Consider the following 15,035-nt stretch of genomic DNA (forward strand, 5'->3'; position numbering starts at 1 on the left):
CGGTTTCGGAAAAGTTGTCAGTACAACGTCTGCGCGGACTCGTGCAGCAGCTGCGCGTACAGCTCGTGGCGCAGCTTCGCGATCTTGCCATCCGCAACCGCCTGCAGCACCGCGCACTGCGGTTCCGCCAGGTGGCGGCAGTTGTAGTACTTGCAGCCGCCCAGGTAGGGCTTGAACTCGACGAACGCCCGTTCCAGCATGCCTTCCGTCAGGTGGTACAGGCCGAATTCCTGGAAGCCCGGGGAGTCGATCAGCGTGCCGCCGGCCGGCAGCTTGTACAGGCGGGTGAAGGTCGTCGTGTGCTTGCCGGTGTCCAGCGCTTCCGAGATTTCGCGCACGGCGATGTCGGCGTCCGGCACGAGCAGGTTCACGATCGACGACTTGCCCATGCCGGACTGGCCGATCAGGATGGAAGACTGGTCCTGCAGCAGCGGCGTCAATGCCGCGACGGTGTCGTCGGGATGCGTCTTCGCCGACACTTCGTGCAGCGGGTAGCCGAGGCGCGTGTACAGGCTCGCGCGTTCGCGCGCGCGGGCGAGGTTCGGTTCCAGGTCGACCTTGTTCAGGATGAGGTGGGCGTCGACGCCGGCCGCCTCGCAGGCGACGAGGGCGCGCGACACGAGGTCGTCGGCGAAGCTGGGTTCCGTCGCGATGACGATGAACAGCCGGCTGATGTTCGCCGCCAGCAGCTTGCTCTTGTACTGGTCGGAGCGGTACAGCAAGGTCGTGCGCTCGGCGATCTTCTCGATCACGGCCTGGTCGTTCGACGTGCGCTTCAGGTGGACGATGTCGCCCACTGCCACGTTGGTCTTCTTGCCGCGCGTGACGCACTGCAGGAATTCGCCGTCGACGTCGGCCAGGTAATGGCGGCCGTGCGCCGCGACGATGGTACCCGTCAAATCGTGTTTGGTCATGCGCCAGCCCGTCCCGCGTACAGTGCGTCGGCTTTCGCTGCGCAGATAAAATCGTTGTCGGACAGGCGGTTGCCGGCCGAATGCGTCGTCCATGCCGCCGTGCAGCGGCGGTAGCCGACGGTCAGGTCGGGATGATGGTCTTCGCGGTGGATCATGAAGGCGAGGGCATTCACGAATTCCATCGTCTCATGGAAGTCGCGGAACACGAATTCGCGTTCGAGACGCGTGCCATTCACGTGCCAGTCCGGCACCTGCGGCAGCAGCGCCTGGATCGTCGCATCGTCCAGCGCAGGCGCGCCGTGCACGCAGTGGCGGTCGATCAGGTTCATGCGGCCCCCGCGAGGCGCAGGTGGCGGATGCGCACCGAGGCCGGCGGGTGCGAATCGTAGAACGCGGAGTGAATCGGGTCCGGCGTCAAGGTGGCGGCATTGTCCTCGTACATCTTGACGAGGGCCGACACGAGGTCGCGCGCATCGCTGTGGCTCGCGGCGAACGCGTCCGCCTCGAATTCGTGCTTGCGCGACGTGATCGACGTCAGCGGCGAGAACGGGAACGTGAAGACCGGCAGCACGAGGGTGAACAGCAGCAGGGCCATCGCATCGTTCGACTGCCCCAGCAGCGGCAGCACACCGAGGCCCGTGTAGAACCAGACCTGCGTCTTGAGCCAGCCGAGGAGTGCGAGGAACGCGAGCGACAGCGCGAACAGCACGCCGATGCGCTTGATGATGTGCTTCAGCTTGAAGTGGCCCAGCTCGTGCGCCAGCACCGCCTCGATCTCTTCCGGGGCCAGGCGCGACAGCAGGGTGTCGAAGAACACGATGCGTTTATTGGAACCGAAGCCGGAGAAATAGGCGTTGCCGTGCGCGGAGCGCTTGCTGCCGTCCATCACGAACAGGCCCTTGGCCGCGAAGCCGACGCGCGTCATGAGGCCTTCGATGCGGTCCTTCAGCTTGTCGTCCGTGAGCGGCGTGAACTTGTTGAACAGCGGCGCGATGACGGTCGGGTACAGCACCATCATCAGCAACTGGAAGCCGCTCCACACGAGCCAGGCGTACAGCCACCACAGGGCGCCCGTCTTGTCCATCAGGGTGAGCACGACCCACAGCAGCGGCAGGCCGATGACGGCGCCGACGAGTCCGCCCTTGACGGCGTCGGCGATCCACAGCCCGACCGTCATCTTGTTGAAGCCGAAGCGTTCTTCCAGCACGAACTGGCGGTAGTACGAGAACGGCAGGTCGAGCGCACCGGAGACGATGGCGAACGCGACGATCAGCAGGATCTGGTGCACCATACCGGGCCCGGTCGCGTGCAGCAGCGCCGTCGACAGCGCCTGCAGGCCGCCGAGCAGCGTGAAACCGGTCAGCACGAGCGTGTTCCACAGCGCGGCCCACAGGCCGAAGCGGGTCTTGGCGACGGTGTAGTCGGCGGCCTTCTGGTGGGCGGACAGGGGGATCTTCGCGGCGAATTCGGCCGGCACCTGGTCGCGGTGCCGCAGGACGTGGCGGATGTGCCGGCGCGCCAGCCAGTACCGCAGGCCGAGCGTGAGCAGGAGAAAGACGACGAACAAAACCGAAAACGCGGATGAAAGCATTCTATGCCTGTGAGAAAATCCTGTTTTTCGGGGTCAGAGCACGAATTTCTATCAGCGGGGTCAGAGCACGGTTTTCACGATTGTGCTCTGACCTCGCCAAATTAATGCTCTGCCCCCGACTGATTAAAAGCTTTTAGCGAAGAGAGAATTATGTCACAAGCCAACCCCACCGAAGCGACGACACAACGCCCGAACGAATTCAACCTCGTCTGGATCGACATGGAAATGACCGGCCTGGATCCGGACAACGACCGCATCATCGAAGTGGCCGCCGTCGTCACGGACGCCAACCTGAACGTGCTGGCCGAGGGCCCCGTGATCGCCGTCCACCAGAGCGACGCGACGCTGGACAAGATGGACAACTGGAACAAGGGCACGCACGGCCGCTCGGGCCTGATCGACCGCGTCAAGGCGTCGACGATCGACGAAGCCCAGGCCGAGGAACAGCTGATCGCCTTCCTGAGGCAGTGGGTGCCGGCAAATAAATCGCCGATGTGCGGCAACTCGATCTGCCAGGACCGCCGCTTCATGGCGCGCGGCATGCCGAAGCTGGAAGCGTTCTTCCACTACCGTAACCTGGACGTGTCCACCTTGAAGGAACTGTGCCGCCGCTGGAAGCCGGAACTGGCGTCCGGCTTCAAGAAGGCGCAGAAGCACACGGCGCTGGCCGACATCATCGAGTCCATCGAAGAATTGCGCTACTACCGCGAGCACTTCATCAAACTGTAACGCGACAAAGCGAGCTCGGGCACAAAGTTGCAATCGTGCATGGGCCCCGCCGCCAGGTATGCGAGAATCGGGCCATGGCTGACATTCTGCGTACCACTGCCGGTCTCGGCGGAGAGAGCGACGTCCGGCGTCTCCTGCAGGAGCACGACTGGAGCACATCGCCGCTCGGGCCGCCGGCCGACTGGCCGCCCGAACTGGCGACCGCCGTGTCGATGACGGTCAGCTCCGCGTTCCCGATGTTCGTCGCCTGGGGGCCGGACCTGCGCTTCCTGTACAACGACGCCTACGCCACGATCCTCGGCGCCAAGCACCCCGCCGCGTTCGACGCGCCGTTCCAGCACGTCTGGGCCGAGATCTGGCCCGACCTCGTGCCCATCGTCGATCGCGCGCTGTCCAACAAATCCGCGTATTTCGAAGACCTGCCGCTCACGATGGAGCGTCATGGCTTCCGCGAGCAGACCTGGTTCACGTTCTCGTATTCGCCGCTGCACGACGGCCATGGCCGCGTGGCGGGCCTGTATTGCACCGTCATCGAGACGACGAGCCGGGTGCAGGCCGAGCGCCGCGCCGCGTTCGAGCTGACGGTGGCCGACGCGCTGCGCCCGCTGGCGTCCGCCGACGACGCCATCCGCACCGGCTGCACCCTGCTGGGACTGGAACTGGGCATGGCGCGCGTGCTGTACGGCGAAGTCGACGAGGCGCTCGATACGCTGGCCGTCGCGCGCGACTGGCACCGGCCCGGCCTCGCCAGCGCGGCCGGGCACACGTTTTCCATCGACGCCTTCGGCCCCGGCCTCGCGCACGCGGGCCGCGCCGGCGAGATCGTGCGGCTGGCCGACGTGCGCACCGACCCGCGCGCGGCCGCCCGCCAGGGCACGTATCTCGCACTGGACATCCAGGCTTGCCTCGCCGTCCCGCTGCGCAAGAGCGGGCGGCTGCAGGCGTTCCTGATGCTGGGCCTGGACCGGCCGCACCCGTGGACCGACGCCGAGGTGGCGCTGGCCCGCGGCACGGCCGAGCGCATCCGGAACGCCGTCGAGCTGGCGCGCGTGCAGGGCACCCTGCGCGCGGAACGCGACCGCGGCCGCTCGATCCTCGACACGATCGCGGAAGGCTTCATGCTGCTCGACCGCGACTGGACCGTCCTGCAGATGAATCCCGCCGGGCTGCGCATCGCGCACATGGATCCGGCCGAGTTCATCGGGCGCAACCACTGGGACGTGTGGCCGGAAGCGATCGACAGCGAAGCGGGGCGCATGTACCGCCGCGTGATGCGTGACCGCGTGGCCGGCACCGCCGAGTACCGCCAGCGCATACCGGACGGCGTCGATATCTGGTGCGAAGTGCGCGCCTACCCGACGCCCGACGGCGGCATCGTCTCGTTCTTCCGCGACATCACGGAGAGAAAGGCGGCCGAGGACAAGCTGCGCGCCGCCGACCGGCGCAAGGATGAATTTCTCGCGATGCTGGCGCACGAACTGCGCAATCCGCTGGCGCCGATCAGTGCCGCCGCCGACCTGCTGCGCATCGGCCGCCTGGACGAAGCCCGCGTGCGCCAGAGCAGCGCCATCATCGGCCGCCAGGTGCGCCACATGACGAGTCTCGTGGACGACCTGCTCGACGTCTCGCGCGTCACGCGCGGCCTCGTCACGCTCGCGCGCGCGCCCGTGGCGGCCCGCGCCATCGTCGACGAGGCCATCGAGCAGGTACGCCCCATGTTCGAGGCCCGCCGCCAGCACCTCGCCATCGGCATCGCCGACCCGGACGCGCTGGTGCTGGGCGACAAGGCGCGCCTCGTGCAGGTGCTCGCGAACCTCCTGAACAATGCCTCCAAGTACACGCCGGAAGACCGCCGCATCGACGTCGCGGCCACGGTCGACGCTGCGCGTGGCCGTTTGCTACTGACGGTGCACGACGAAGGCATCGGCATGGAACCGGAGCTCACGGGACACGTGTTCGACCTGTTCACGCAGGGCGAGCGTTCGGTCGACCGCGCGCAGGGCGGGCTGGGCCTCGGCCTGGCGCTCGTCAAGAACCTCGTCGAGCTGCACGGCGGGACCGTCGCCTGCACGAGTCCTGGGCTGGGGCAGGGCAGTACCTTCGAGGTGGCGCTGCCGCTGATGGAAGGGGGCGCGCGCGTGGCGCCGGCCGATGCCGGTGCCGTTGCAGGCGGGACAGTGGGCGGTGCGCGGCGTCCGCTGCGCGTGCTCGTGGTCGACGACAACGTCGACGCGGCGGCCACGCTGGGCATGCTGCTGGAAGCGTGCGGCTACCTGGTCGACGTCGAACACGATTCGCACCGCGCGCTGGAGCGGGCGCGGCACCAGCGGCCGGACGTGGCGCTGCTGGACATCGGTTTACCGGACATGGACGGCAACGAACTGGCCCGCCGCCTGCGCGCGGATGCGCAGACGGGGGCCATCGTGCTGGTGGCCGTCACGGGATATGGCCAGGAACAGGACCGCCGCGCGGCGTTCGAGGCGGGCTTCGATCACCACCTCGTGAAGCCCGTCGACATGGACGAGCTGGCCGCGCTGCTGGCGGGGATTCAAACTTAACCGACGTCGTCCCCGCGAAGGCGGGGATCCAATGACGAGCTGGCCGTGCTGCTGGCGGGGATTCAAACTTAACCGATGTCGTCCCCGCGAAGGCGGGGATCCAATTTCGGTCGCGTCACCTCAAACCCGGGCCTGGCCAAAGTAGACGGCTAGTCCAGGGCCGACGGTTCAACGCATCTGGGTGTAGTTGACGGGCACCCAGCGATACCCCTTGCCCTGCGTCTGGAGGTGACCCAGACCCGGGAACTGCAGGTGCGCGCCGCCCACGAGCCAGCCGTTCCTGGCCGCGTCGTCGAATACCTTCTTGCGTGCCGCTGCGGCCGCCTTCTCGTCGCTGTCGAACGCGACCGTCACCTGCGGATTGTCGAACTGGACGGCGGCCAGGTGGATCAGGTCGCCGATCAGCACGAGCTTCTGGCCATGGCTTTCGACCGCGTACACGGTGTGGCCGGGCGTATGGCCATGCTCGGCCTGGGCGGAGACGCCCGGGACCAGTTCGCCGTCCTTCTCGATGGGCTTGAACTTGCCGGCCTGGATGTACGGGTTGATCGACGCCATCGCACCCTTGAAAAAATCTTTCTTGTCGGCCGGGGCCTTGTCCATGTTCGCCTGGCTCAACCAGTAGTCGGCATCGGCCTTGCCGGCGCGGACGACGGCGTTCGGGAACACGCGCTGGCCATTGTTGACGAGGCCGCCGACGTGGTCGCCGTGCATGTGGGTGATGTAGATCTCGTCGATCTGCTCCGGCCGGTAGCCGGCCGCCTTCAGGTTGTTGACGAGCTTGCCCACGGTCGGGCCCATCATGGCGCCCGCGCCCGTGTCGACCAGCACCAGCTTGCTGCCTGTGTTGATCAGGAAGGCGTTGTCGGAGGTTTCCACCGGCAGCTTCAGGAAGTTCTTCGTGAGGGTGGTGCGCGTCAGTTCCGGCTTCTGGCGGATGATCTGGTCCATCGGCAGGTCGAAGGTGCCGTCGCTGATCGGCGTGATTTCGACGTCGCCCAGCATCACGCGGAAGAAACCGGGGGCCGGGGTCTTGACCATCGGTGCAGCGGCCTGGGCGCCAACGGTGGCTGCGGCGACGGCGGCGGCGAGCAGGGTGTGCTTGAGTGCTTTGATCATGTTCTTATCCTCTCTGGATGACACAACGCGCGGACGCGGGTTGCTTATCGTACATGATTGTTCAGTAACTCGCTGGACCCTGCTTGCCTTATCTCAAGGACGGCGCACGAGCGGCAACGTGCGCAACGTGCGGCGCTCGTGTTCCTCGTCGTGCAAGGTCGCACTCGCCTTGATCAGGTCGCTGCGGCTGACGACGCCCAGCAGTTGCGCATGCCCCGTCTGCGCGACGACCGGCAGGCGCTCGATGCCGTGCACGGCCAGGCGCGTGGCCACGGCGCGGCACGTTTCGCCGGGCAGGGCGACGAGCGGCGGATTGGCGCCGAACAGGTCGCCGACGCGCATCGCCGGCGGATGGCCGTCCAGGGTGTCGCGCGCGACCATGCCGACGACGAGTCCGGCGCGCGTGACGGGAAAGCCACGGTGCTTCTGGCCCGGGCCGAACTGCGTGGCGAGGACCTCACTGATCGTGGCATCGGCATCGATGTAGTGGACGTCCGTGCTCATCACCTCGGCCACGCTGTGGCGCTCGAGCGGATCGATGCCGTATTCGCGGTAGATGTGATGGCCGCGGCGGGCAATCTTTTCCGTCAGGATCGAGCGGCCCATCGTCAGCACCGTGAAGCCGTAGGCGCCGGCCGCGGCGGCGAGCAGCGGCAGCAGGGCGTTGGCGTCGTGCGTCAGCTCGAACGCGAACACGACGGCCATCACGGGCGCGCGCATCATGCCGCCCAGCGTGGCGGCCATGAACACGAGCGGCCACAGCGCGGGTTCGGCGCCCGGCAGGTACGGGCCCAGCAGCGCGCCGAGTCCCGCGCCGAGCATCAGCAGCGGGGCCAGCACGCCGCCGGACGTGCCGGAACCGAGCGCGATCAGCCAGATCACCAGTTTCACCGCCAGCAGGCCGACGATGGCGCTGGCCACCATGTGGTTGTGCAGCAGATCGCCGATGACGTCATAGCCGACGCCCAGCGCACGCGGCTCGAAGTAGCCGCCGATGCCGACGGCGAGACCGCCCAGCGCCGGCCACCACATCCAGTGGATCGGCAGGCGGTGGAAACCGTCCTCGACGCGGTACAGCGCCGTCGACATCAGCCACGCGAGCGCGCCGCATGCGATGCCGGCCGCGAGGCAGGAGAGGAGGGCGATCGGTGCGACGGGGGCCGTCGCCACCGGGAACAGCGCGCCGGAACCGATCGCGAGCGGACGCAGGAAGCCGGCCACGGCGCACGCGGTCGCCACCGGCAGCAGGCTGCGCGGACGCAGTTCGAACAGCAGCAGCTCGACGGCCATCAGCACGGCGGCAACCGGCGTGCCGAACACGGCGGTCATGCCGGCCACGGCGCCGGCCACGAGCAGCGATTTGCGCTCGCCGCCCGTCAGGTGGAAGTGCTGGGCGATCAGCGAGCCGATCGCGCCGCCCGTCATGATGATCGGCCCTTCCGCGCCGAACGGGCCGCCGCTGCCGATCGCGATGCCCGACGACACCGGTTTCAGCACGGCCACCTTCGGCGACATCGCGCTGCGCTTGAACAGGATCGCCTCGATCGCCTCCGGAATGCCGTGGCCGCGGATTGCCTCGGTGCCGTAGCGGGCGATCAGGCCGATGATCAGGCCGCCGATCACGGGGATGCCGATGACCCACGGGCCCAGGGTATTGTCGGCGGGAGACAGCTCGGCGAACGAGAATTTCCCATAGAAGAACAGGTCCGTGAAGAAGCGGATCATGGTCAGCAGGACGTGCGCGGCGACCGTGCTGAGCGCGCCGATGACGGCGGCGAGGGCGGCGATGCGGAGCAGGCTGGCGTCGCCTGAAAAATCGCGCCGCGGCGTGGAGGGGTGCGTGGCAGTTTTCATTTTGTTATGCAAGATTGGGAATCGTAAATACGCCCTGCAGGGCGCGCAGCTCGGCGCGGTGGACGGCGGCCAGCCGCGTCAACAGCGCCTCGCCCTTGGGCAGCAGGTGCACTTCCACACGGCGCCGGTCCTCGGCATTCGTGCGGCGCACGACCAGTTCGCCCGCCTCGCAGCGCGTGACGAGCGCGACGACGCCGTGCTGCTTGGCCTGCAGGCGTTCGGCCAGGTCGCCGACGGTGGCCCATTCGCGTCCGGGAAAACCCTTGATGTGCAGGAGCAGCAGGTATTGCAGCGGCGTGATGCCCTCGGCCTGCACGGCGTTTTCGGAGAAGCGCTCGTAGCGCCGCATCTGGTAGCGGAATTCCGACAATGCGGCGAAATCCGTCTTGGACAGCGGGGGAGATTCGTCTTTCACTGGCTTGTTTTGCGTGGGCGTTGGCTTTGGGAACCAAATAATATATCATAACGTGATACATTTTTTTAGCAAAAGCGTGCGATGCCCCGGCGTTGCCGTTCTTTTACAATCGACAGGAATGATGCTGGAACACAGTTTGGAATGGTTGCGCTCGTTCGTACCGCAACCGAATACAGTGCCGCGCGGGGAACGCATGCGCGCGGTGGCAGGGGCCCTCGTGGGGCTGTTCGTGACGGCGATCCTCAGCGACATGCTGACCAGGGGCTCGGGCATCGGGCCGCTGGCCCTCGTCGCGCCGATGGGCGCATCGGCCGTGCTGCTGTTCTGCGTGCCGGCCAGCCCGCTGGCCCAGCCGTGGTCGGTGATCGGGGGGAACACGATTTCCGCGCTGATCGGCATCATTTGCGCCAAGAGCGTCGCCAATCCGGCCCTCGCGGCCCCGCTGGCGGGCGCCTGCGCGATCTTCGTGATGTTCCTGCTGCGCTGCCTGCACCCGCCCAGCGGCGCGGTCGCGCTGACGGCCGTCCTCGGCGGCCCGGCCATCCACGCGGCCGGCTTCGGGTTCGCGTTCCTGCCCGTGTGCCTGAACTCCACGCTGATCGTGCTCGCGGCGCTCGTCTTCAACAACCTGACGGGCCGGCGCTATCCGCACAACCAGAAATCGGCGCTGCGCACGGCGCAACAGGCCGCGCACGCGACGGGCGATCCGGCCCCGATGGCGCGCCTGGGCTTCACGGCCGAGGATCTCGATGCCGTACTGGCCCGCTACGGCCAGGTGCTGGACGTCAGCCGCGACGACCTGGAAGACATCCTGCTGCAGACGGAGCAACGTGCCTACGCGCGCCGCTTCGGTACCGTGAACTGCGGCGCGATCATGTCGAAGGACGTCGTGACGGCCACGCCGAACATGCCGCTCGCCGAAGCCTGGCGCCTGCTGCGCCACCATAACCTGCACGCGCTGCCGGTGCTGGATGCGTCGCACCGCGTGGCCGGCATCATCGGCCAGGGTGATTTCCTGCACCATGCGGGCCTGGACGATTACCAGACGGTGGGCGAACGCCTGCGCGGCCTGTTCGCCCACGTGCTGGGCGTGCGGCCGGAGCGCGCGGGGACGGTGGGGGAGTTGATGTCGACGAAGGTTGCCGTCGTTTCCAAGGATGAACCGATCGCCACGCTCGTGCCGCTGATGAGCAACGGCGGGCTGCACCACATTCCCGTGGTGGACGAGCGGGCGGTGTTCCTGGGCATCGTGAGCCAGTCGGACTTGCTGGCGGCGCTGTTCGAAAGCCGCCTCGCCGAAGCAGCTTGAGTTACCGTTGAGCCATTACCTAAAACCGGGCTCTGACCCCGGTTTTAGTCATTGGCCCCACAGCATTTTTTGTATTTCTTGCCGCTGCCGCATGGGCAGTCGTCGTTGCGGCCCACCTTGGGTTCGTCGCGGCGCACCGTATCGACGGCGGCCTTGCGGCGCGGCAGCCAGAAGCGGTGGATGCCCGGCAGGTTGGCCTCGATCTCCAGCGCCAGCTTGTGCGCCTTCTTCGGATCTTCCACCTCGGCCAGCTCGCTTTCGTCGATTTCGTCGGCGCCCAGCAGGTAGATCGGACGCATCAGCGGGCCCGCTTCCGAGTCCCAGATCTCTTCCCATGAGCCGGGACGCAGTTCCATGCCTTCCCAGAAGCCCCAGCACCACGCCTCGGCGTCGATCAGCGTCTCGCCGCCGATGTCGTGCTCGACGTACAGCGGCTCGAACTCCTTCGGCGCGACCTCGAAGGTGACGAGCACCTCGTTCATGAAGCGCATGATCAGGTTGACGATGCGTTCTTCTTCCTTCGGGTTCTTCCATTTGGGCACGGCGCCTTCCTCGCCCCACACGCGCGGCAGCCATTCGGCCGGCATGATGGTTTCCGGACCGATCGCGATCGCGGTCAGGTAGCCGTGCAGCGTGTCCATCGTCATCGCGTCGTCGGAGCAGCGATCGGACAGGAGGAAGTTGTCGAGGTCGTCGAATTCTTTTTCGGAGAGGGGCTGGTCGAGTTGCATTGTTTCTGTTTCCCTTGCGTTGAAGGCGCCAGTGTAACGCTTCCGCCTCCGGGCCGGCGAAAACCTTACAATGGCGGGATGGATAATCCCTCTGACAACACCTCCGGCCATCCCTTCTCGCGTCTCGATCCGGCGCTGGTGCTGGATGCCGTCGACAGCGTCGGCCTGCGCGGCGACGGCCGCCTGCTTGCGCTGAACAGCTACGAAAACCGTGTGTACCGCGTGGGCCGCGAAGAAGGCCCGCCCGTCGTCGTGAAGTTTTATCGGCCAGGACGCTGGAGCGATGCCGCCATCCTCGAAGAGCACGCGTTCGTGCAGGAGCTGGCCGACCAGGAAATCCCGGTCGTGCCGGCCAGCGTCCTCGACGGCCGCACCTTGCACGAGCACGGCGGCTTCCGCTTCGCCGTCTTCCCCAGCCGCGGCGGCCGCGCGCCGGAGCTGTCCGACCCGGCCACGCTGGAATGGATCGGCCGCTTCATCGGCCGCATCCACGCGGTGGGCGCCGTGAAGCCGTTCACGGAGCGGCCCCGGCTCGACCTCGACACGTTCGGCAGGGAGCCGCGCGCCTGGCTGATCGGCCACGGTTTCATCCCGCCCGAATTGCTGACCGCTTATACGAGCGTGCTGGACCAGGCCCTGGACGGCGTCGCGCGCTGTTACGACCGGGCCGGGGCGCTGTCCCTGCTGCGCCTGCACGGCGACTGCCACGCGGGCAACGTGCTGTGGACGGGCGACGGTCCGCACTTCGTCGACTTCGACGACAGCCGCATGGGCCCGGCCGTGCAGGACCTGTGGATGCTGCTGTCGGGCGAGCGCAACGAGATGGTGGGCCAGCTGGCCGACGTGCTGGCCGGCTATGAAGACTTCTGCGAATTCGATCCGCGCCAGCTGTACCTCGTCGAAGCGCTGCGCACGCTGCGGCTCATCCATTATTCGGCGTGGCTGGCGATGCGCTGGGACGATCCGGCGTTTCCTGCGGCATTTCCCTGGTTTAATACCCAGCGCTACTGGCAAGACCGCATCCTCGAATTGCGCGAGCAGGTGGCGTTGATGGACGAGCCGCCGTTGTTCCCGGTCTAACGCTGGAATTGACGGAGGTTTACGATTCAGCTCGGCGTGACACGACACGGAACCATGCCGCATAATTAAGTGCGGACCCCCTCCGGGTCCCATATGTGAACTGACGAGCCATCCATGACCGACGCCGACCGCACCGATCCATCCGCACAGAAAGACGACGCCGACTTCACGATCGACCTGATGCCCGCCGCGCAAGACCACGCGGCGCCGCAGGTCGAGCCGCAGCGCGAGCATCTGGAGCAGCGCGCGATCAAGGAAGGCATCGCGCGCGTGGAGGCGGAAGCGAAGGCGGCGGTGGCGGCCGAGAACCGCGCCCACGCGGAAGCGCGTGCGCGCAGCCTGGCCGAGGAGCGCGCCGCGATCGACGCCGAAGCGGCCGCCGCCGCCCTCGCGAACGCGCAGGCGTCGGAAGAGGCGATCGAGGCGAACCGCGACCGCATCGACACCCTGCGTGCCGCCGCCAAGGCCGCCGCCGAGCGCCTGGAAGCGATCCGCCAGGAGACGGCCGGGCTGCGCGCCCGCGTTGAATCCGACACGCAGATCCGCATCGCCGCCGAAGCCCGTACCCGCGCCGAGGATGACGCCCGCAAGCGCGCGGCGGAGCAGGCGCGCATCGACACCGAGATCGCCGCCCGCGCCCAGCGCGACGCCGACGATCTTGCCATTCACGCCGAGCAGGCGCGCCTGCAGGCGGCCGAGCGCGTGGCGGCCGTGCATGCCGCGCGCGAGGAAGTGCACCACAGCGCCAGCGCCGACGCCCGCGTGGCGATCCTCGCGCGCGAACGCGAACGGGCCGAACGGGCCGCGCGCCAGACGGCCGAGAAACTGGCGCAGGCCGAAGCCGAGGCACTGGAACTGGCGCAGCAGCGCGAACGGGCGGACCAGGTGGCGCTCGCGTCCGCGTTCGCCCGCGCGTCCGCGGAGGCACGCGCGCTCGAGGAAGCCCGCGCCCTCGCGCACATCGAACAGGAACGGGAAGCCATCGCGCAGGCCCAGGTGGAATCGGAGCGGACGGCCGCGCAATCGCTGCGCATGCGCCTGCAGACGGAAAAGGAATTGCGCGACGCGGCCATCCACCGCGAACGCCTGGAACAGATGGCGGCCGACGCCGCCGCCGCGCGGCGCGAAGCCGAAGCCCGCATCCTGGCCGCGACGGAAGCCCGCATCGAAGCGGACCGCAAGCTGCGCGACGTGGCCCTGGCCCGCGCCGCTGCGGAAGAGGAAGAGTCCCAGCAGAGCCAGGCCCGCCTGGACGCCGAGCGCGCAGCCACCGAACAGGCGCACCTGCGGATGGAAGCCGACCGCGTCGCGCAGGAAGCCGCGCAGCGCGACCTGGACACCCAGCAGCGCGAGCGCCAGCTGGCCGAGGAGCGCGCTGCCTTGACCGAAGCGGCAGCCGCCGCACGCGCCGCGCAGAACGCGGCGGCGGAGTCGGCACTCGCGGCCGAGGCGGAGCGGGTCGGACACGAACGCGAAGCGGCGCGGCTGGCGGAGGAACGCGCCGCGCAGGCGCAGGCGCTGGCACAGGCCGAACAGGCGCGCGTGCAAGCGGAGCAGGAGGCGCTGGCGCGCCAGCAGGCCCGCATCGAGGCCGAACGCGCGCTGCCCGCCGCCGCCGAAGCCCGCGCCGCCGCGGAACAGGAGCACACGATGCAACTGGCCGAACGGCTCGAAGCCCAGCAGCGCGAGATCGCCGCGCTGCGCGCCGAAACGGAAGCGCGCTTCGCCGCAGCCGAACAGGAGCACGCGACCCGGCTGCAGGCCCAGCGCGATGCGTTGGCGGGCCAGCAGGCCGAATTCGACGCGCGCCGCGTGGCCGCCGAACAGGACCACGCGGCGCTGCTGGCCGCGCAGGCCGGGCACGAGCAGCGCGCCGCCGCCGAGCGCCAGGCAGCCATCGAGGCCCAGCGCGCGATCACGGAACAGGCGGCGCGCCAGGCCGACCACGAGCAGGCGATCGCCGACGCCCAGCGCGAACAGGCCGCCCGTGCGGCCGAACTGGCGCAGGCGCAGGCCGACCGCGCTGCGCACGAACGCCGCCAGCAGCAGCTGACGGAAGAATTGCTGGCGGCCGAACGCGCGGCCGCCGATGCCGCGCACGACGCCTTGCTGCTGCTGGAGCAGAAGCTGTCGTCGCAACAGCAGCAGACGGCCGCCGACGTGCGCGCCAACGAAGCGGCGGCGGCCCGCATGGCGTCCGAGCGCGCCGCGGTGGCCGCGGCGGAAGCCCGCGCCGCCGCCGAAGCGGAGCGCGCGCAGCTGGCGAAGATGCGCGAGGCGGCCGAGCAGGCGGCGGTGCAGGCCGCGATCGACAAGCGCGACGCCCAGCGCGCGCTGCTCGCGAACGCCCAGCTGGCGGCGGAAATGCAGCGCAAGACGGCGCTCGCTACGCAGGAAATGGCGGAGGCGAAGAAGCGCCTCGTGGAGCTGGAATCCGTGCGCCAGGAAGAGCAGGTGGCGGAACTGGCCGCGCTGCGCGAACAGATCGAGGCGCGCCAGGCCGAAGCCAAGCAGCGCGCAGAATCGGAAGACCTCGCGCGCGAGGTGCTGGGGCGGTTCGCGCAGCAGCCGTCGAAAGTGCAGGCGGCGATGCGGCTCGCGGATGCGGTGGCCAAGCAGCGGGCCGACCGCGATCACGAGTAACCCGAATGCGTCGTTCCCGCGAAAGCGGGAACCCATGCTGAGTTACAGAATTCGGTAAGTCGAAGGCCCTGCAGCGTATTTGGTAGAGCGTC

12 protein-coding genes are annotated in these 15,035 nt (G+C 68.2%); 5 read left to right on the forward strand and 7 right to left on the reverse strand.

From position 1 onward, the window contains the following. Positions 1-17: 17 nt before the first annotated feature. From rsgA to ASD28_RS11425, 3 genes are read right to left on the reverse strand one after another with little or no spacing between them, the layout of a single operon-like run. Positions 18-914, reverse strand: a complete 897-nt coding sequence (gene rsgA / locus ASD28_RS11415; protein WP_056127219.1) for a ribosome small subunit-dependent GTPase A — start codon at positions 912-914, stop codon at positions 18-20. Continuing rightward, positions 911-1,243: a 4a-hydroxytetrahydrobiopterin dehydratase gene (locus ASD28_RS11420; protein ID WP_056127223.1), complete on the reverse strand. Its 333-nt coding sequence runs from the start codon at positions 1,241-1,243 to the stop codon at positions 911-913. Before ASD28_RS11420 ends, rsgA begins: the two co-directional genes overlap by 4 nt. After that, positions 1,240-2,505: a M48 family metallopeptidase gene (locus ASD28_RS11425; RefSeq protein WP_056127226.1), complete on the reverse strand. Its 1,266-nt coding sequence runs from the start codon at positions 2,503-2,505 to the stop codon at positions 1,240-1,242. The genes ASD28_RS11420 and ASD28_RS11425 overlap by 4 nt, the downstream gene beginning before the upstream one ends. 150 nt (positions 2,506-2,655) lie before the next feature. On the opposite strand from ASD28_RS11425, the gene orn reads away from it, so the two are divergent. Next, positions 2,656-3,234 carry an oligoribonuclease gene (gene orn, locus ASD28_RS11430; RefSeq protein WP_056127229.1) on the forward strand — a complete coding sequence of 193 codons (579 nt, stop codon included), beginning with the start codon at positions 2,656-2,658 and terminating at the stop codon, positions 3,232-3,234. 74 nt (positions 3,235-3,308) lie between these two features. Then, positions 3,309-5,792 carry a PAS domain-containing protein gene (locus ASD28_RS11435; protein WP_056127233.1) on the forward strand — a complete coding sequence of 828 codons (2,484 nt, stop codon included), beginning with the start codon at positions 3,309-3,311 and terminating at the stop codon, positions 5,790-5,792. Between the two features lie 168 nt (positions 5,793-5,960). Here ASD28_RS11435 and ASD28_RS11440 read toward each other — a convergent pair whose 3' ends face one another. The 3 genes from ASD28_RS11440 to ASD28_RS11450 all read right to left on the reverse strand — a co-directional run bounded on the left by ASD28_RS11440 (position 5,961) and on the right by ASD28_RS11450 (position 9,114). Continuing rightward, on the reverse strand, positions 5,961-6,911 hold the full coding sequence (locus tag ASD28_RS11440) for an MBL fold metallo-hydrolase (protein ID WP_056127236.1): 951 nt from the start codon (positions 6,909-6,911) through the stop codon (positions 5,961-5,963). A 93-nt stretch (positions 6,912-7,004) separates the two neighbouring features. After that, on the reverse strand, positions 7,005-8,765 hold the full coding sequence (locus ASD28_RS11445; RefSeq protein WP_056127239.1) for a chloride channel protein: 1,761 nt from the start codon (positions 8,763-8,765) through the stop codon (positions 7,005-7,007). 4 nt (positions 8,766-8,769) lie between these two features. After that, entirely contained in the window at positions 8,770-9,114 is a 345-nt protein-coding gene (locus ASD28_RS11450; RefSeq protein WP_156403887.1) for a MarR family winged helix-turn-helix transcriptional regulator, read from the reverse strand. A 259-nt stretch (positions 9,115-9,373) separates the two neighbouring features. On the opposite strand from ASD28_RS11450, the gene ASD28_RS11455 reads away from it, so the two are divergent. Further along, complete coding sequence (locus ASD28_RS11455) at positions 9,374-10,489, forward strand: HPP family protein (protein ID WP_307167972.1); 1,116 nt, start codon at positions 9,374-9,376, stop codon at positions 10,487-10,489. 44 nt (positions 10,490-10,533) lie between these two features. Here ASD28_RS11455 and ASD28_RS11460 read toward each other — a convergent pair whose 3' ends face one another. Beyond that, positions 10,534-11,220, reverse strand: coding sequence for a UPF0149 family protein (locus ASD28_RS11460; RefSeq protein WP_056127244.1), 687 nt, complete (start codon positions 11,218-11,220; stop codon positions 10,534-10,536). Positions 11,221-11,298: 78 nt separating this feature from the next. Between ASD28_RS11460 and ASD28_RS11465 the strand changes: the two genes are divergently transcribed. Further along, positions 11,299-12,300 (forward strand): serine/threonine protein kinase, encoded by a 1,002-nt coding sequence (locus ASD28_RS11465; RefSeq protein WP_056127246.1) that lies wholly within the window; start codon positions 11,299-11,301, stop codon positions 12,298-12,300. A 114-nt stretch (positions 12,301-12,414) separates the two neighbouring features. Continuing rightward, positions 12,415-14,943, forward strand: coding sequence for a hypothetical protein (locus tag ASD28_RS11470; protein ID WP_229412388.1), 2,529 nt, complete (start codon positions 12,415-12,417; stop codon positions 14,941-14,943). The last annotated feature ends 92 nt before the right edge of the window (positions 14,944-15,035 follow it).

It is taken from the genome of Massilia sp. Root133, from assembly GCF_001426525.1.
Classification (GTDB): domain Bacteria; phylum Pseudomonadota; class Gammaproteobacteria; order Burkholderiales; family Burkholderiaceae_D; genus Telluria; species Telluria orientalis.